The following is a 17416-nucleotide window of genomic DNA, read 5'->3' as shown; positions in this document are numbered from 1 at the left end:
GCGCATCACGACTGCGGCAAGGACCGGCAGAAGACGCTGCGCCGGCAAGGGCCAGCGCGAGGCGCTACGCGGTCTCGCGGAACCGGTTGGTGATCGGGTAGCGGCGGTCGCGGCCGAAATTGCGCGGGGTGATCTTCACCCCCGGCGCCGCCTGCCGGCGCTTGTATTCGGCGAGGTTCAGCATGCGCTCCACCCGCGCCACCAGCGCCGCATCGAAACCCTGCGCGGCGATCTCGGCGACCGGCAGTTCCTTCTCCACCAGCCCTTCGAGGATGGCGTCCAGCACCTCATAGGGCGGCAGGCTGTCCTGGTCCTTCTGGTTCTCGCGCAGCTCGGCGGTCGGCGGCTTGATGATGACGTTGTCCGGCATCACCCGCCCATCCGGGCCGAGCGCGCCCGCCGGCTTCCAGACATTGCGCAGGTGGCAGAGGCGGAACACCTGCGTCTTGTACAAATCCTTCAACGGATTGTAGCCGCCGTTCATGTCGCCATAGAGCGTCGCGTAGCCGGCCGACATCTCCGACTTGTTGCCGGTGGTCACCACCATCGAGCCGAACTTGTTCGACACCGACATCAGGATGGTGCCGCGGGCGCGCGACTGGAGGTTCTCCTCGGTGATGCCGCGCTCGGTGCCGGCGAAGAGCGGCTTGAGGCAGGCCTCCAGCCCCTCCACCGCCTCGGCGATCGGCACGATGTCGTAGCGGCAGCCCAGCGCCTCAGCCACGGCGGACGCATCGGACAGCGACTCGTTGGAGGTGAAGCGATAGGGCAGCATCACGCAATGCACCCTGTCGGCGCCGAGCGCGTCCACCGCCATCGCCGCCACCAGCGCCGAATCGACGCCGCCCGACAGGCCGAGCACGACGCCGGGGAAGCGGTTCTTCTCCACATAGTCGCGCAGGCCCATCACGCAGGCGGCGTAATCCGCCTCGTCGCCGGTGACGAGCGGGGCGCGCGCGCCCTCCTCGCAGCGCCAGCCATCGGCCCAGCGTTCCCAGCGGGTGATGCGCACCCGCTCCTGGAAATTGGGGAACTGGATGGCGAGCGAGCGGTCGGCATTCAGCACGAAGGAGCCGCCATCGAACACCAGTTCGTCCTGTCCGCCCAGCTGGTTGACATAGGCGAGCGGCAGCCCGCTCTCGACCACGCGGGCGACGGCGATGTTCGTGCGCTCGTCATAGACGGAACGGCGATAGGGCGAGCCGTTCGGCACCAGCAGGATCTCGGCGCCGGTCTCCGAGAGGCATTCGACGACATCCGGCGTCCAGATGTCCTCGCACACCGGCACGCCGAGCCGCACGCCCCGGAACGGAATCGGCCCCGGCATCGGCCCGGCGGCGAAGATGCGCTTCTCGTCGAAGGTCCCGTAATTGGGCAAGTCGACCTTGTAGCGCAGCGTGGCGATCCGCCCTTCTTCCAGCAGCGCCACCGCGTTGTAGAGCTTGCCGCCTTCGACCCAGGGCGAGCCGACCAGCACCGCCGGCCCGCCGTCGATGGTGTCGGCGGCCAGCGTCTCCACCGCCTTGCGGCAGGCGGCCTGGAAAGCGGGTTTCAGCACCAGGTCTTCCGGCGGATAACCGGAAATGAACAGCTCGGTGAACAGGATCAGGTCGGCGCCCTGCTCGGCCGCGAGGGCTCGGGCGGCGCGCGCCTTCTCCAGATTGCCGGCGACGTCGCCGACGATCGGATTGAGCTGGGCGAAGGCGATGAGAAGCTGGTCGACGGGGGCGCTGGACATGATGCGTTGATTTAGCAGCCCCGCCGCATTTGGGAAATGCTGCTGACGCAGCGAGGCGCCTCAGTCCCAGCTGGTACCCGGCACATGGATGCTGGCCACGCCATAGCCGGCCTTGCGGGCGATCGCCGGCATCAACCGCTCCAGCCCGTGAATCACCGTGCCGTCATCGGCGAGCGGCTCGGGGGGATAGTCCGTCCATTGCAGGTCGAGGTCGAGGATCGGGGCGAGCGCCGCCGGCCGCGCCGTGAACATGTTGCCGATCGGGAACTCGACGAAAGTCGTCAGCTCCTCGGTAATGCCCATGTCGCGGCACAGAAGTTCGGCCGCCCGGCGGTTACGCGCCCATCCGACCAGATGCGGGTCGTCGGGATAGGCGAGACCGAGACGCGGGTCGGCGGCGAAGGCGGCCAGCGTGGCGTCGAGCATGGCATGTTGGCCGCCGAGCGTGTTCTCCCACAGGAAGTCGCGCCAGCCATCGCCGATCCGGGTGCGGCTGGTCTCGCTCTTCTTGCCGTGGACGTGGACGGCGACATCGTAGCCGCCGCTCAGCAGCGACTCCCGAAGCCCGGTGAAGAACGGCCCGGCATCGCGCCCGCGATTGGGCACCTGCAGGATCTCGACGCGGCCTGCATAGCCGGCCGCCGCGCGTTCCAGCAGCCGGGCCTTCTCGGCGCTGCCGGTGGTCAGGAACAGGTCGGGCCGGGCGGCGTTGCGGGCCAGCCGCCCGAAGAATTCCGGCGCCAGATCGACATAGTGGAAATGGCTGTGCAGCATCACCTTCAGCGCCGTCGGCGCCAGGGCACCCGTCGGCGGGCCGATGACCGGCTGCGCCCACGGCCCAGCCGGCTGGCCCTGCTCGATCCAGTGCGCCAGCGGGTAGCGGCGCTCGGCGAGGCAGGCACCGGCATGCGCCTCGGCATAGATCAGCGGGTGGAAGCCGGCATAGGGGCGACGCGGCTTGTTGGCGCCGAGCGCCACCGGCGTCAGCCGCTCGCGCCGCCAGGCGCGGATGCTCTCCCGCAGCGCCGCCGCATCGAGGGTGAGCCGGCCGCGATCGGCCGAGCGCACCAGCGCGATCTCGGCCTCGACTCGCGCCGCCGCCGCCGAACCGAGCCGGTCGACCAACGGCGCCAGCGCCTCTCCCGCCGCCGGCGCCTGGACGCCCACGCGACCCTCCAGCGACGGCAGCAGGCTCAATGCCGCCGCCCGCTCCGCCGGCGAGGGCAGCACCACCGCGCTGGCCTGCCCGACCAGCGTGCCGAGTTCAGCCGGTTGCCGCCGATAGGCCTCGGCCGCCGCAGCGAGCGCCACCACCGGCACGTTGCGCTGTTCGAGAGCGGCAGCGAGTTCGGCGGCTTCCGCGCCGCCGACCACGGCATAGGCCGGCGCATAGGCCGCCAGCCGCTGCGCCAGCGCCTTGAGAAACACACGACGCGACACCGCCGGCGCCGGCAACCACATCGCCGCCGCGCCATCCGGCAGCTCGGGTGCCACCCCGGCCTCGGTCAGCAAAACGAGGAGCGTCGCCCGCGCGGACAGCTCGGTGAGCAACGCCGCGCGCGCGGCGACCTCACGAGGCGGCAGCAGCACCAGAATGATGCGCTCGTTCGCCGGCAGCTCGGGAAAGGCCAGATCCCCGACGAGGGGCCGCAACTCGTCATCCGCCCCCGCCATCCAGCCGGCGAAGGCCCGGCGCGGATTGCCATGCCGGTCGAACACCGCCTTGCCGAACGGCGCGCGCGGCTGGCGATAGGCGTCGAACAGCAGTGCCCGCAACAGGCCGCGCGGCGCATCGGCATCGAACAGCAGCGGCCGGACCAGCCCACCGGCGCGGCGGGCGAGGCGGTTCACCCAGCTCTTCGCCTTGCTGCGTTGCTTGAGCTGCGCATAGGACCGGCGCGCCGGCTGCCACGCCCCGCCGGGTTGCTCCGCTGCCGTCATGAACCCACCCGGAACATCCTCACACGCGACATGTCGCCGGCGCTTCCGCCGCGACGGGCGATGGCCGGGAAACATCGTGGATTCGTTCTAACAAAGCCATCCGGGCAATGCCATAGCACCGGATCGCGGCCCCGCTATGGCCGGAACCGCCCCGCGCGGACGGACGAAGTGCCGCCCGCCCTATTCGGCGGCGAGGGCGCATACCGGCGGCGTGCGCCGCGCACCCCATTCGCGCAGGCTCAGCACCGCCGCGCGCAGCGCCTCACCCTCCGGGGTGAGCCGGTAGCCGACCTGCGGCGGCACGGTGGGATAGACCGTGCGGTCGATCACGCCGTCAGCCTCCAGCTCGCGCAGCGCCTTGGAGAGGATGCGCGGCGACACGGTCGGCATGCGCCGCTGCACTTCCATGAAGCGCAGCTCGCCCTCCAGCAGGTGATAGATCACCCCGCCCTTCCACTTGGCGCCGATGATCTCCAGCGCCGCCTCAACCGGGCAGCCGGTGCCGCGCGTGTAATTACTGTGCCGCCTTGCCATGGTCCGCTCCGTCCGACCGGCGGAATGTAGGGTGCGGCTTGGAGCGGCGTAAGGGGCTTACATTTTCGATACCAGCCGACAATTTCGTGCGTTCTTGCAGGATCCCGCCGCCTTGCCGACATTCGCTGCCGATCCGCATCATGGCGCGAAAGCGCGGGAGACACGTTATGAAGGCCATCGGCTACATCGACTCGCTGCCCATCTCCGAGGAGCGCGCGCTCTTCGCCTTCGACACGCCGGAACCGACGCCCGGCCCGCGCGACCTCAAGGTTGCGGTGAAGGCGATCGCCGTCAATCCGGTCGACACCAAGGTGCGGATGCGCCGCACCGGCACCGCCGCCGAGCCGGTGATCCTCGGCTGGGACGCCGCCGGAATCGTCGAGACGGTCGGCGCCGAGGTGACGCTGTTCAAGCCGGGCGACAAGGTGTTCTACGCCGGTGCCATCAACCGGCCCGGCACCAACGCGCCGTTCCATCTGGTCGACGAGCGCATCGTCGGCCACATGCCGGCCTCGCTCGGCTTTGCCGAGGCGGCGGCGCTGCCGCTCACCGCCATCACCGCCTGGGAGGCGCTGTTCGACCGGCTGCGCCTCACGCGCGACAGCACCGGCACGCTGCTGATCATCGGTGCCGCCGGCGGCGTCGGCTCGCTCGCCGTGCAGTTCGCCCGCCAGCTGACCGGGCTCACCGTAGTCGGCACCGCCTCGCGGCCGGAGAGCCGGGAATGGCTGGAAAAGCTCGGCGCCCACGCGGTGATCGATCACACCAGGCCGCTGTCCGAGGAACTGGCGAAAGCTGGCTTCGACGGCGCCGACCACGTGTTCAGCCTCACCGGCACCGACACGCACTGGCCGGAGATCGTCAAGGCGCTGAAGCCGCAGGGCCAGGTGGCGCTGATCGACGATCCCGACCTCATCGACGTCCGCCTGCTGAAGCAGAAGAGCGCCTCGCTGCATTGGGAATTCATGTTCGCCCGGCCGCTGTTCGGCACGCCGGACATGATCGCCCAGCACGCTCTGCTCGACGAGGTGGCGCGGCTGGTCGACGCCGGGCAGGTGAAGACCACGCTCGGCGCCAATTACGGGCCGATCACGGCGGAGAACCTCAAGCGCGCCCATGCGGCGCTGGAGAGCGGTCGCGCCATCGGCAAGATCGTGCTGGAAGGCTGGTGAGGGCGCGCCCGCTTACCCGTCCACGTCAGGAACACCCTCATGACCGGGCCTGACGGTAGCAGGTGAGGATTCCCCCTCTCCTCGACAGGGAGAGGGGGAAGGGTCTTCGACCGTTAGCGTCGCCCTTCGCCGCCACGCGTCGCGGGCCGCCTAATCCCAGTGGCGAGAGGAAAACGCGTCTGCCTCCGGCGGAGGCAGCAGCGGCTCTCTCACTCCGCCACCAGCCCGAGCACGCCGGTGAGGTAGTCCAGCATGCCCTCGGCATCGCCCGCCGCACCCGCCCAGCCGACATATTTGTCTGGCCGGACGATCAGCGCCGCCGGTGCCGGGCCGAAGGCGGCGGCGAACATGCCGGCCGCGTCGTAGAACAGGCTCACTCCCGGCGGCGCTTCCAGCACCGCGTCGCCGGGCGCCACCGCCACCACCCGGAGCGGCGCCCGCACCGTGACGCGCAGCCGCGCCGCCAGCGCCTCCAGCGCCAAAACCTCGCCGCCCCGCACCGCGACGAGCAGCACGATGTCCGGTCCGCGTACCGCATCGGCGAGGCGCAGCGGGAAGCCGAGCCCGTGCCGGCGCAGGCCCTGCACCTCCGGCAGCCGGTCGCCGGGCTCCACCGGGCCGACCGCGCCGCCGACGCTGAGCGGACCGCCGCGATAGTTCACCAGCAGCTGGGTATCGGCCAGCCGATCCTCGGGCGGTCGCGGCCGGCCGAAATTCAGCGACTGCTCGACGGTGCGGGCGATCACCGCCTCGGCCACCGGCCGCCGCTCGGCCTCATAGCTGGCGAGCAAAGCCGGCCCGGCCTCGCCGCGCGCCACCGCCGCCAGCTTCCAGCCGAGATTATAGGCGTCCTGGATGCCGGTGTTCATCCCCTGCCCGCCGGTCGGCGGATGGATGTGGCAGGCGTCGCCGGCGATGAACACCCGCCCGCTGCCATAGCGCGCGGCGAGCCGCATGGAGATGCGGAAGATCGACGACCAGCGCAGGTCGGACAATGTCGGCGGCTCCGGCAGCAGCCGGTCGGCCACTTCCTGCAAATCGTCGAGCGTCGCACCCGGCCGGTCGATCTGGATGCCGTGGCCGGTGCCCTGCCCCGGCGCGCCGAGCCGCTCCGGCGCGACCATCGAGACGCGGTAGCGCCCGCGCTCCGGCAGCGGAATGGCGACGAACAGGTCCGGCGGCGCCTCGGGAATCGGGCGCAGCGCGAACAGCGCCCGCCCGCGCGGCAGGCCCCGCCCGGGCGGCAAGTCCCAGTCGATGTGGACATCGCCGAGCATGAATTCCATCGGCCAGGCCTCGCCCTCGAAGGCGATGCCGAGCGCCCGCCGCGCCGCGCTATGGGCGCCGTCACAGCCGACGACATAGGCGAAACGCGCGGAAGACCCGTCGGCGAAACTTGCCTCGACGCCCTCGCCGTCCGGCTTCAGCCCGGTCAGCTCCACCCCGCGCTCGATAGGGATGCCGAGATCGGCGAGATGCCCGGCGAGCAGGCGCTCGGTCGCGTATTGCGGGACGCCGAGCTGGGCATAGGGCAGATCGGAAAAGTCGTTCTCGGTCTCGCGCGCCGGAGAGCCATGGATATAGGTGCGCAGCCCGTCGAGCCATATGCCGGCCTCGACCAGCGCGCCGGCAAGGCCGAGATCGTCCATCACCTCCAGCGTGCGCGGGGTGATGCCGATCGCGCGGCAATAGGGCGAGGGGGCGGGCAGCTTGTCGACCATCCGCGCCCGCACGCCGTGGCGCGCCAGCACGGCGGCAAGGGTCAACCCCACCGGCCCGGCGCCGACGATCAGGATGTCATTGATGACGGCATCGTTCATGGCCCCATCATTCGTGGCCGTGTCGCTCATGGCTCCATCACTCATGGCCGTGTCCTCCGCGCGGATCGGCGATGCCGGACGGCGGACGGCGAGGCGATCTCCCACCCGCCGCCCGCCGCGGCAGCATCAGAGCGGGTAGCGCAGGATCGCCGCGACGTCGGCGCTGAGCGGGACGTCGTCGCGCCGCGCCGCGATCACCCTCCCGCCGGCCTGCAACACCCGGCGGACGATCTCGTCGCCAATGCCGTAATTGGCGGCGTCCGGCGTCGCATCGAACGCGACCTTGCCGTCGGCATCGACATGGCCGGACACCGTCACGTCCATGTCGACGATCAGCGTGTCGACGGCGCCGAAGGTGGCGGCGCGGGCGGCCTGGGCGATGTCGGCGGTCGCCCGCCCCTGCACGGCGCGCGCCTCGAACAGCTCCTTCAGCGCCGCGATCTCCTGCGCATAGATCTGGTCGAGCACCTTGCGGGCCTCGGCGGCCAGCACGGCGTCGGTGATGTGGTCGGCATTGCCGGCCAGCACCTGTTCGGCGACATAGGGATAGCTCGACGCGCTGCGGTAGATCGAGGCCATCGGCTCGGTGGCGGCGACGATCAGCGGCGCGCTCTCGCCCTTCAGCAGCGGGCGCAGCGCATGGTCGACGGCGCGGGCGTAGCGCAGCAGCAGCGCGTGCTCGCTGGTCTCCTCGCCCGAGCGCCCCGGGCCGTCCTTGTCGAGATGGGTCGAGCGGCCGAGCGCGCTCGCCGCGTCGCGCGGCAGGCCGGGCACCGAGACGACGCGCGGCGGCAGGTCGGCGGTCACCTCGATCAGCCGCACCGCGCCGACGCTGAGGGCGAGCACATAGGCATGGTGCGGGAAGGTCAGCGCCCGCAGCAGCGGCTTCAGGTGGAAGCGGTCCGACACTTCCACGGTGTTGGACAGCTTGTTGGGCAGGCGGAAGCTGTAGAACGCCGACGGCGTGGCGAAGATGGCGAGGCTGTTCGCCTGGTAGACCCAGAAATCGTCGTTCTCGATGAGCGCGTTGACGTGCTCCTCGATCGGCCAGATCGACCGCTTCTCGGTGCCGGCGGCCTGAAGCTGGGCCACCGCTTCCTTGAGCAGGTTCTTGAGCTCGATGCGGTCGCCCTTGACGTGTTCCGTCAGCGGCGTGGTCGCCAGATAAAGGGAGACCGCGGGGGCGCCCTGATACTGGGCGAGTTTCTCGACGTCGTTCCGGCTCGGCAGGTCGATGTGAAGCACGATGATCCTCCTGGACGCTCAGGCGAACGAAACGCAAGACGGCGGACGAGGGGGTCCCCGTCCGCCGTCCGATTATCGTCTCTTCACGTGGCGGATCAATGTACCGCCGCATCACGCCTGCAAGGCCAGCGTCGGCCTCGCATGGGAATGATGCGCGCCGGCGCCCTATTCGGCCGCCTGGGTGACCGGGCGGACGCGGCGGGAACGCTCCTGCTTCAGCAGCTCGGCGACGAGGAAGGCCATCTCGATGGCCTGCTCGGCGTTGAGCCGCGGATCGCAATAGGTGTGGTAGCGATCCTTCAGGTCGGCATCGGAGATCGCCCGGGCGCCGCCGGTGCACTCGGTGACGTTCTTGCCGGTCATCTCCAGATGCACGCCGCCGGCATAGGTGCCTTCGGCCGCGTGCACGGAGAAGAAGTCCTTCACCTCGGAGAGGATCTGGTCGAACGGGCGCGTCTTGTAGCCGGACGCCGCCTTGACGGTGTTGCCGTGCATGGGATCGCACGACCACACCACCGTGCGGCCCTCGCGCTGCACCGCGCGCACCAGCCCCGGCAGGTGGTCGCCCACCTTGTCGGCGCCGAAGCGGGCGATCAGCGTCAGCCGTCCGGCCTCGTCGTCCGGGTTCAGCTGGTCGATGAGGCGGATGAGGTCATCCGGCTTCAGCGACGGGCCGCACTTCAGGCCGACCGGGTTCTTCACGCCACGGGCATATTCCAGATGCGCATGATCCGGCTGGCGAGTGCGGTCGCCGATCCAGATCATGTGGCCGGAGGTGGCGTACCAGTCGCCGGTGGTGGAATCCACGCGGGTGAGGGCCTGCTCGTAGCCGAGCAGCAGCGCCTCGTGGCTGGTGAAGAAATCGGTCGAGCGCATCTCCGGATGCACTTCCGGGTCGATGCCGATGGCGCGCATGAAGTCGAGCGCCTCGGTGATGCGGTCGGTCAGCGCCTGGTAGCGGCCGGACTGCGGCGAATCCTTCACGAAGCCCAGCATCCAGGTGTGCGCATTGGCGAGGTTGGCGTAGCCGCCATTCGCGAAGGCGCGCAACAGGTTCAGCGTCGCCGCCGACTGGCGGTACGCCTCGACCTGACGACGCGGATCGGGGATGCGCCCTTCCGGCGTGAACTCGATGTCGTTCACGATGTCGCCGCGATAGGACGGCAGCTCCACGCCCCCGATGGTCTCCATCGGCGCCGAGCGCGGCTTGGCGAACTGACCGGCGATACGCCCGACCTTCACCACGGGGGAGGCGCCGGCATAGGTCAGCACCACCGCCATCTGCAGGAAGACGCGGAAGAAATCGCGGATGTTGTCGGCCGAATGCTCGGCGAAGCTCTCGGCGCAGTCGCCGCCCTGGAGCAGGAACGCCTCGCCCTTGGCCACCTTGCCGAGCTCGCGCTTCAGGCGGCGGGCCTCACCTGCAAAAACCAGCGGCGGAAACGAGGCAAGCTGACGCTCCACCGCGGCCAGGGCCTCGGCGTTCGGATAGTCCGGCACCTGCTGAATGGGCTTGGCCCTCCAGCTATCCGGCGTCCAGCGTTCAGACATGATTGCCTCCTCATCGGCAGCGTCGCGCGGCTTGTTGTCTCCTTCCCGCGCGGAAAAGGCCGGCCTTATACACCCAAGGCCGCGGAAAGCGCCAGAGCGCCAGCGCCGCAGCAGGATTGCAGCGGCGCCCGCGAACTCTTCCCCACCGTCACCCGACGGGAAGAGCCAGTATATCCCCTTTCCCACCCTCTCTCCGTCAGACCTCGGCTATTGCCGGGTTCTGTTCCCGCAAAGGCTTAGCCGGAAGCATCCGGCCAAGGCGGAGAGGCGGCCCGCGCAACGGGTCGGTGAGGGGCGGCGACATTGGGAAGCACGGAGCCCTCGCCCCACCCTTCGCCATCAATATCGGGGCAATCCCAATGTTAATGGCGGCGAGTGCAGAACCCGGCTCCAGCCGGGTCCTGTGCAGGGAGAGGGACCTACCTCAGATCGCCGGAGTCGATTCCGCCGACTGCTCGGGCAGCTGGCTTTCCGGTTCGTCGCTGGAGGCGTGCTTGGTGCGCATCGTCACCAGTTCCTCCGCCGCGCTCGGGTGCAGCGCGATGGTGCGGTCAAAATCCGCCTTGGTGCCGCCCATGGCGAGCACGATGCCGACGATCTGGATCATCTCCGCCGACGCCTCGCCGATCAGGTGCACGCCGAGCACCCGGTCGGTCTTCTGGTCGACCACCAGCTTCATGAAGGTGCGGGTGGCGCGGCCGGACAGCGTCGCCTTCATCGGGCGGAAATCGGTCTTGTAGATGTCGAGTCGGTAGCCCTTCGCCCGCGCTTCCGCCTCGGTGAGGCCGACCACGCCGATCTCCGGCTCGGTGAACACCGCCGTCGCCACCAGCGAATGGTCCACCGTCCACGGCTTGTCGCCGAACACGGTGTCGGCGAAGGCGTGGCCCTCGCGGATCGCCACCGGAGTCAGTTGCAGCCGGTCGGTGACGTCGCCCACCGCGTAGATCGACGGCACATTGGTGCGCGAGCCGGCATCCACCTTGATGGCGCCGTTGGCGGCGAGCGCGACGTCGGCATTCTCCAGCCCGAGGCCGGCGGTGTTGGGCTGGCGGCCGATGGCGAGCATCACCTCGCCGGCGAGGATCTCCCGCCCGTCCGACAGGCTCACCCGCTTGGCCCCGGCCTCGGCGCGGATAGCGTCGATAGTGACGCCGAGCTCGATGGCGATGCCGTTCGCCCGCATCTCCGCTTCGAGCCGCTGGGCGACCTCCTCGTCGAATTCGCGCAGCAGGCGCGCGCCGCGATGCACCACCGTCACCGTCACGCCGAGGCCGGCGAACAGGCAGGCGAATTCCAGCGCGATATAGCCGGCGCCCTGAATGACGATGCTGTCCGGCAGCCGCTCCAGATGGAACGCCTCGTTGGAGGTGATGGCGAGCTCGCGGCCGGGTATGGCCGGGCCGAGATTGGGATGGCCGCCTGTGGCGATCAGGATGTACTTCGCCGTCAGCCGCGTGCCGTCGGCGAGCCGCACCGCGTGCGGCCCCTCGACGGTGGCGCGCTGGGCGACGATCTCGACCCCGGAGCGGCCGAGATTGGCGCGATAGGCGCCTTCCAGCCGCGCGATTTCCTTGTCCTTGTTGGCGACCAGCGTCGGCCAGTCGAAGCTGGTGCCGGCGATGCTCCAGCCGAATCCGGCGGCGTCCTCGAATTCGTGCGCGAAGCGCGAGGCGTAGACGAACAGCTTCTTCGGCACGCAGCCGCGGATCACGCAGGTGCCGCCGACGCGATATTCCTCGGCGACCATCACCTTCGCGCCATAGCCGGCGGCGATGCGGGCCGCGCGCGTACCGCCGGAGCCCGCCCCGATCACGAACAGATCGACGTCGTAGCTGGACATGGCGGAGCTCCCGGCTGATGGCGCGGACACCGCACGATGCGGTGCCCTGCCCGCCATGTCGCCCCGCGCCCGCGCCGCGTCAAGCCATTGGGCGCCCGGCGCAGCCCTGCCATACCCGCGAAACGGGGCGGCGACGGCCGCGCGGGCACCTCGCACGCCCTCGCATCACCCCGCCGGCGCCCGTAGAGGAACGACGTGCCTTCCGGGGCGTCCGCCCGCCGCTTCCGCAGCGCATCCGATGATTTTGCAGTGCAACATCAGTGTCTTGTTCGTTCTTTCGTGGAACTCGACAGGTTTCAAGCTGCGCACTAGCTTGCACGCGATACGCAATGGCGCCATCCGGTCCAACAATGTCGCCATCCACTGGAGGAAACCAATGACCAAGATGCTCCGCGGGGCCATCGTCGCCGCCGCGCTCGCCAGTTGCATCCCGTTCGTCGGCGCGCAGGCCGAGGTGACGGAACTCAAGATCATGGCGCCGGCCGCGCCCGGCGGCGGTTGGGACCAGACCGCGCGCTCGATGCAGCACGTGCTGCAGACCGACAAGCTGGTGTCCAACGTGCAGGTGCTGAACGTGCCCGGCGCCGGCGGCACCATCGGCCTCGCGCAGTTCGTCAACGCCTCCAAGGGCGACCCCCATGCGCTGATCGTCGGCGGCTATGTGATGGTCGGCGCCATCCTCACCAACAAGTCGCCGGTCACGCTCGATCAGGTGACCCCCATCGCCCGCCTCACCGGCGAGTTCGAGGCCATCGCGGTGCCGGCGAATTCGCCGCTGAAGTCGATGGCCGACCTCGTCGCGGCGCTGAAGGCCGATCCGGCCAAGGTCTCCTGGGCCGGCGGCTCGGCGGGCGGCACCGATCACATCGCGGCCGGCCTGATCCTGAAGGCGATCGGCGGCGACCCGAAGAAGCTCAACTACATCGCCTTCTCCGGCGGCGGCGAATCGCTCGCCTCCATCCTCGGCGGCAAGGTCACGGCCGGCATTTCCAGCCTGTCCGAGTTCGACGCCCAGGCCAAGGCCGGCAAGCTGCGCATCCTCGGCGTGTCCAGCGCCCAGCGCCTGCCCGACGCCCCGGACGTCCCGACCTTCAAGGAGTCCGGCGTCGACGTCGAGATCCAGAATTGGCGCATGGTCGCCGCTGCCCCCGGCATCACCCCGGAGCAGAAGAAGGAGCTCTCCGACCTCGTGGAGAAGATGGCGAAGTCCAAGGCCTGGACCGACATGCTGAAGCAGAAGGGATGGGCCGACACCTATCTCGCCGGCGACGCCTTCGAGAAGCAGCTCGCCGCCGACATCACCAGCACCGCCGCGGTGCTGAAGGAAATCGGCCTGGTGCAGTGAGGCCGGGGGCGCCGTTAACGTAGGGGACGGCGCCCTTCCCTCCCATCCATTATCGCCCGGGCGCGCCAGTGTCCGGGCGTTTCCTTAAAGGGCGACGCCACCGTCCCTTACGTCAATGGCACCTCGGCGAACCGCGCCATCCCGCGTCCCGACCCGTCCGGTCCCATCCGAGACACCCCAGAGGCACCTCATGTCCGACCCGACCCCGCTCTCTTCCGGCTCGAAGCCGGACAAGGCCCGCTTCGTCATCGCGCTGGCGCTCGCCGTGCTCGCCGCCGTCATCGGCTGGGAAGCCTGGCGGCTGGCGCAGATCCCCTCCTATTCGTCGGTCGGACCGGCGGCCTTCCCGACCCTGATCGCCATCGGCCTCGGCCTGCTCGCCATCGCCAATGCGGTGGAGGCGATGAAGGGCGTCGAGGAGGAGCGGCCGCGCGACGAGATCCGTCCGATCTTCTGGGTGCTCGCCGGCCTCGTCGGGCAGATCGTGCTGCTGCCCTTTCTCGGCTTCTCCATCGCCACCGGCTGGCTGTTCGCCGCCACCGCCAAGGGCTTCGGGCGCGGGCCGATCTGGGCGCATTTCCTCGCCGGCGCGGCGATCTGCTTCGTGATCTATCTCATCTTCGCCAAGGGCCTGCAGCTGTCGCTGCCCGCCGGCCCCCTCGAGCGGCTGATCTGAGGAGCGCACATTCATGGATACGTTCGGCGCTCTCGCACAGGGTCTGATGGTTGCGCTGCAACCGATGAACCTCGTCTTCGCCTTCTTCGGCGTCATGCTCGGCACCGCGGTCGGCGTGCTGCCCGGCATCGGGCCGGCGCTCACCGTGGCGCTCCTGCTGCCGATCACCTTCAAGCTCGACCCGGCCGGCTCGCTGATCATGTTCGCCGGCATCTATTATGGCGGCATGTATGGCGGCTCCACTGCCTCGATCCTCCTGAACACGCCGGGTGAAAGCTCGTCCATCGTCACGGCGCTGGAGGGCAACAAGATGGCCCGCGCCGGGCGCGGCGGGCCGGCGCTCGCCACCGCCGCCATCGGCTCCTTCGTCGCCGGCACCATCGCCACCATCGGGCTGGCGCTGATCGCCCCCACCGTGGTCGATATCGCCATCTCCTTCGGGCCGGAGGATTATTTCGCGCTGATGATCCTCGCCTTCACCACGGTGTCGGCGGCGTTCGGCTCCTCGGTGACGCGCGGGCTCACCTCGCTGTTCATCGGCCTCTCCCTCGGCCTCGTCGGCATCGACCTGCAGAGCGGGCAGGCGCGCGTCTCCTTCGGCGTGCCGGACCTTCTGGACGGCGTCGAGGTGACGACGCTCGCGGTCGCGCTGTTCGCCATCGGCGAGACGCTGTCGGTGGCGGCGGCGGGCTCGCGCGCCGAGGAAGTGATCGAGCCGGTGAAGGGCTCGGTGTTCATGAACAAGGAGGACTGGAAGCGCTCCTGGTGGCCGTGGATCCGCGGCACCTTCCTCGGCTTCCCCATCGGCGCCATGCCGGCCGGCGGCGCGGAGATCCCGACCTTCCTGTCCTATGCGCTGGAAAAGCGGCTCTGCAAGAAGCCGGACGAGTTCGGCAACGGCGCCATCGAGGGCGTCGCCGGGCCGGAGGCGGCCAACAATGCGGCGGCGGCCGGCGTGCTGGTGCCGCTCCTCACCCTCGGCCTGCCGACCTCGGCGACGGCGGCGATCATGCTGGCCGGCTTCCAGCAATACGGCATGAATCCCGGCCCGCTGCTGTTCGCCACCAACCCGGACCTCGTCTGGGGCCTGATCGCCTCGCTGTTCATCGCCAACATCATGCTGCTCATTCTCAACCTGCCGCTGGTCGGCATGTGGGTGCGGCTGCTGGCGATCCCGCGCCCGTGGCTCTATGGCGGCATCCTGGTCTTCGCGACGCTGGGCACGCTCGGCGCCAACCCGTCGCTGGTCGAGCTCGGCATGCTGTTGATCTTCGGCCTGCTCGGCTATGTGCTGCGCCGCTACGACTACCCGATCGCGCCGGTGGTGGTCGGCCTCATCCTCGGCCCGCTGGCCGAGCAGCAGCTGCGCCGCGCGCTCGCCATCAGCGTCGGCGACCCGCTGGTGCTGTTCCAGAGCCCGGTGGCGCTGACGCTCTACGCGCTGGCCGCGCTCGCTCTGTTCGGGCCGCTGCTGTTCTTCCTCATCACCGGCCGCAAGGCGCCGGTCGGCGGCGACGAGGACTGAGCCTACCTCCGTCTCGACATGAAAGGCCCGCTCGACATGAAAGGCCCGGCCACGCGCCGGGCCTTTTCATGTGTGCGCCCTGCCGCCGCCGCACGACGCCTTGACCCGGCCTTCCAACAGCTCATTCTGAGCACGTGGCGGCCAAGAGCCAGTCGAGGAGCGGTTCAAGGGGCTATGAAGTCGTGGGAGCGGCATGCCGACACCATCCTGCGCGCCATCTCCCGCCAGCCCTCGCCGCTCAAGATCATCCTGAAGGGTGAAGGATGAGACCACGTTCCTGGAGTGCTGGATCCGGCATCACGCAGCGATCGTCGGGCGCGAAAACCTCATCGTGTTCGACAACATGTCGACCTCGGCGGCCACGCTCGACCTCTACCATCCGCTGGAACCGGATCTGCTGGTCGTCCGCTTCCAAGGCTTCCACAACAAGCTGCATCGCGTCGAGCATCTGCTTGGCACCGGATAACGGCCGGCGAGGTCAGAACAGGCTCAACTGCGGGGAGGCCGGCCGGGCCGGCGGGCGCTCCTCGTCCTCGGGCGGGTCCGCCTTGGCCGCCCCACGCGCGACGATGATGAGCCCGTCATCCGGCAACGGGCGCTGAAGCGCCCTCGCCTCCTCCCACGGCGCGCGCAACCACACCTCCCGTTCCTCGGCGGTGGTCAGGATCACCGGCATCGCCTTGGGGTGGATCGGCGCCACCACCGCATTGGGGGCGCAGGTGAGGAAGCCGAACAATTCATGCCGCCCCTCCACCGGCTCGGCCTTCGTGCCGCGCGTGCCCTGCCAGGCGGTCCACAGGCCGGCGAAGAAGGCGAGCGGCCGCTGCTCGTCGCCGGCGAACCACACGATGTCGCGGCGCCCGCTGACCGGGTCCGGCGTCGGCGCATATTCGGAGAAGGAGGTGAACGGCACCAGGCAGCGATGCGCCGGCCCGAGCCATCCCCGCCAGTGCGGCGAGGCGAGGTTGCGGATGTTGGTCACCGGCGCCCCGCCCTGCGGTGGCGGCGGCATGCCCCAGCGGGCGCGCACCAGTTCGCGGCCGCCGCCCGCCGCCACGCGCACCACCGGCGCCGGCTGGTCGGGAAAGATCGCCGGCTGCTGCGGCAGGTTGCCGGCGAAATTGTCCAGCGTGCCGACCAGGTCGGCGATCGCCTGGGCATTGGTCTTCAGGCTGTAGAGATTGCACATCGGTCCAGACTAGCCCTGCGGCGGCGTCAATCAATCCGACCGTACACCGCACCGTACTTCCGGCTGCGCTCAGAACGACAATTCGTTTTGCACAGGTTCGTAAAATTCGACACGAATCGCATCATCGCGGCTTCCGCCACGCATAGGACGGGATGTGGAAGGTGTAGCGCGCCGCCCATTCCACCGGCACGTCCTCGATATCCGGCGCATTGGCGCTCACCAGGGTGAACAGGCCGGGCTGCACGCCCTTGCGCAGACGCTTCAGGAAGGTCCGGCCGTCGAGCAGGCGCACGATGCACATGCGGCCGACCAGCAGATTCGGATCCTCGCTGTGCTCGTGATAGCCGATCAGGTCGCCATCCTCGAAGATCGGGTACTGGCTGTCGCCGCGCACCACCAGCGCGATGCTGCCATAGGGCACCGGGAAATCCAGCTCGACTTCCTCCAGCCCGTCGCCCCGGCTGAGATCGTCGATGGAGAACACCTCGGCGCCGGCGCCGACATAGCCCAGCACCATCACGACATTGCGCTTGTCCGGCGCGCCTTCCCCCGACCATAGCCACACCGGCGACACGCGGAAGGCGCGGGCATATTTGTCGACCGCCTCGCGCTTCAGCCCGCGCACGCCGTTCTCGTGCGCGCGATAGGTCACCTCGTTCCAGCCGAAGGCCCGCGCCGCTTCCGCCGCGCTCTTGTAGCCGGCCTCCTCGCGCGCGCCGCGCAGCCGCTCCGCCACTTCCATCGTCGGCACTCCCTACCATCGGTGCAAATCGTATCACATAGATTGATACAAATCGAATCGTCCAATACGATACGTTTTGAATTGACCGCATGAGG

Annotated in this window: 14 protein-coding genes; 5 read left to right on the top strand and 9 right to left on the bottom strand. The window is 69.4% G+C overall.

Going from position 1 to position 17416, the window contains the following annotated elements; genetic code table 11:
* Positions 1–64: 64 nt before the first annotated feature.
* The 3 genes from LGR54_RS05110 to LGR54_RS05100 all read right to left on the bottom strand — a co-directional run bounded on the left by LGR54_RS05110 (position 65) and on the right by LGR54_RS05100 (position 4213).
* A complete protein-coding gene (locus tag LGR54_RS05110) occupies positions 65–1738 on the bottom strand; it encodes an NAD+ synthase (RefSeq protein ID WP_230360899.1) in 1674 nt (557 codons plus the stop codon).
* Between the two features lie 60 nt (positions 1739–1798).
* Complete coding sequence (locus LGR54_RS05105; RefSeq protein WP_230360898.1) at positions 1799–3679, bottom strand: rhamnan synthesis F family protein; 1881 nt, start codon at positions 3677–3679, stop codon at positions 1799–1801.
* A 180-nt stretch (positions 3680–3859) separates the two neighbouring features.
* Positions 3860–4213, bottom strand: a complete 354-nt coding sequence (locus tag LGR54_RS05100) for a helix-turn-helix domain-containing protein (protein ID WP_230360897.1) — start codon at positions 4211–4213, stop codon at positions 3860–3862.
* Positions 4214–4380: 167 nt separating this feature from the next.
* On the opposite strand from LGR54_RS05100, the gene LGR54_RS05095 reads away from it, so the two are divergent.
* Positions 4381–5385, top strand: coding sequence for a zinc-binding alcohol dehydrogenase family protein (locus LGR54_RS05095; RefSeq protein ID WP_230360896.1), 1005 nt, complete (start codon positions 4381–4383; stop codon positions 5383–5385).
* Positions 5386–5594: 209 nt separating this feature from the next.
* Here the strand turns inward: LGR54_RS05095 and LGR54_RS05090 are convergent, their stop codons facing one another.
* The 4 genes from LGR54_RS05090 to gor all read right to left on the bottom strand — a co-directional run bounded on the left by LGR54_RS05090 (position 5595) and on the right by gor (position 11844).
* Positions 5595–7205, bottom strand: coding sequence for an FAD-dependent monooxygenase (locus tag LGR54_RS05090; protein ID WP_230360895.1), 1611 nt, complete (start codon positions 7203–7205; stop codon positions 5595–5597).
* A gap of 126 nt (positions 7206–7331) precedes the next feature.
* Positions 7332–8450, bottom strand: a complete 1119-nt coding sequence (locus LGR54_RS05085; protein WP_230360894.1) for a hypothetical protein — start codon at positions 8448–8450, stop codon at positions 7332–7334.
* Positions 8451–8615: 165 nt separating this feature from the next.
* Positions 8616–10001 (bottom strand): class II 3-deoxy-7-phosphoheptulonate synthase, encoded by a 1386-nt coding sequence (locus LGR54_RS05080; protein ID WP_230360893.1) that lies wholly within the window; start codon positions 9999–10001, stop codon positions 8616–8618.
* Positions 10002–10425: 424 nt separating this feature from the next.
* On the bottom strand, positions 10426–11844 hold the full coding sequence (gene gor / locus LGR54_RS05075; RefSeq protein ID WP_230360892.1) for a glutathione-disulfide reductase: 1419 nt from the start codon (positions 11842–11844) through the stop codon (positions 10426–10428).
* A gap of 376 nt (positions 11845–12220) precedes the next feature.
* Here gor and LGR54_RS05070 point away from each other — a divergent pair, with 376 nt between their 5' ends.
* The 4 genes from LGR54_RS05070 (at position 12221) to LGR54_RS05055 (ending at position 15856) form a co-directional block, all read left to right on the top strand.
* Complete coding sequence (locus LGR54_RS05070; protein ID WP_230360891.1) at positions 12221–13189, top strand: tripartite tricarboxylate transporter substrate binding protein; 969 nt, start codon at positions 12221–12223, stop codon at positions 13187–13189.
* A 190-nt stretch (positions 13190–13379) separates the two neighbouring features.
* On the top strand, positions 13380–13865 hold the full coding sequence (locus LGR54_RS05065) for a tripartite tricarboxylate transporter TctB family protein (protein ID WP_230360890.1): 486 nt from the start codon (positions 13380–13382) through the stop codon (positions 13863–13865).
* Positions 13866–13878: 13 nt separating this feature from the next.
* A complete protein-coding gene (locus LGR54_RS05060) occupies positions 13879–15390 on the top strand; it encodes a tripartite tricarboxylate transporter permease (protein WP_230360889.1) in 1512 nt (503 codons plus the stop codon).
* A gap of 256 nt (positions 15391–15646) precedes the next feature.
* Positions 15647–15856 (top strand): hypothetical protein, encoded by a 210-nt coding sequence (locus tag LGR54_RS05055; RefSeq protein WP_230360888.1) that lies wholly within the window; start codon positions 15647–15649, stop codon positions 15854–15856.
* Positions 15857–15868: 12 nt separating this feature from the next.
* On the opposite strand, the gene LGR54_RS05050 is transcribed toward LGR54_RS05055, so the two are convergent.
* Positions 15869–16579 carry an SOS response-associated peptidase gene (locus LGR54_RS05050; protein ID WP_230360887.1) on the bottom strand — a complete coding sequence of 237 codons (711 nt, stop codon included), beginning with the start codon at positions 16577–16579 and terminating at the stop codon, positions 15869–15871.
* A 121-nt stretch (positions 16580–16700) separates the two neighbouring features.
* Positions 16701–17321 carry an XRE family transcriptional regulator gene (locus tag LGR54_RS05045; RefSeq protein WP_230360886.1) on the bottom strand — a complete coding sequence of 207 codons (621 nt, stop codon included), beginning with the start codon at positions 17319–17321 and terminating at the stop codon, positions 16701–16703.
* Positions 17322–17416: the final 95 nt, after the last annotated feature.

The sequence above is a fragment of the Ancylobacter sp. Lp-2 genome, assembly GCF_020523795.1.
Classification (GTDB): Bacteria; Pseudomonadota; Alphaproteobacteria; order Rhizobiales; family Xanthobacteraceae; genus Ancylobacter.
Note: the sequence above shows the minus strand (reverse complement) of the source record. Positions and strands in the feature narration are given on the sequence as shown.

Coding starts and splice junctions, on each gene's coding strand:
- LGR54_RS05070 (WP_230360891.1), top strand. CDS start 12,221: ATGACCAAGATGCTCCGCGGGGCCATCGTCGCCGCCGCGCTCGCCAGT.
- LGR54_RS05080 (WP_230360893.1), bottom strand. CDS start 10,001: ATGTCTGAACGCTGGACGCCGGATAGCTGGAGGGCCAAGCCCATTCAG.
- LGR54_RS05065 (WP_230360890.1), top strand. CDS start 13,380: ATGTCCGACCCGACCCCGCTCTCTTCCGGCTCGAAGCCGGACAAGGCC.
- LGR54_RS05090 (WP_230360895.1), bottom strand. CDS start 7,205: ATGAACGATGCCGTCATCAATGACATCCTGATCGTCGGCGCCGGGCCG.
- LGR54_RS05100 (WP_230360897.1), bottom strand. CDS start 4,213: ATGGCAAGGCGGCACAGTAATTACACGCGCGGCACCGGCTGCCCGGTT.
- LGR54_RS05110 (WP_230360899.1), bottom strand. CDS start 1,738: ATGTCCAGCGCCCCCGTCGACCAGCTTCTCATCGCCTTCGCCCAGCTC.
- LGR54_RS05105 (WP_230360898.1), bottom strand. CDS start 3,679: ATGACGGCAGCGGAGCAACCCGGCGGGGCGTGGCAGCCGGCGCGCCGG.
- gor (WP_230360892.1), bottom strand. CDS start 11,844: ATGTCCAGCTACGACGTCGATCTGTTCGTGATCGGGGCGGGCTCCGGC.
- LGR54_RS05095 (WP_230360896.1), top strand. CDS start 4,381: ATGAAGGCCATCGGCTACATCGACTCGCTGCCCATCTCCGAGGAGCGC.
- LGR54_RS05060 (WP_230360889.1), top strand. CDS start 13,879: ATGGATACGTTCGGCGCTCTCGCACAGGGTCTGATGGTTGCGCTGCAA.
- LGR54_RS05045 (WP_230360886.1), bottom strand. CDS start 17,321: ATGGAAGTGGCGGAGCGGCTGCGCGGCGCGCGCGAGGAGGCCGGCTAC.
- LGR54_RS05050 (WP_230360887.1), bottom strand. CDS start 16,579: ATGTGCAATCTCTACAGCCTGAAGACCAATGCCCAGGCGATCGCCGAC.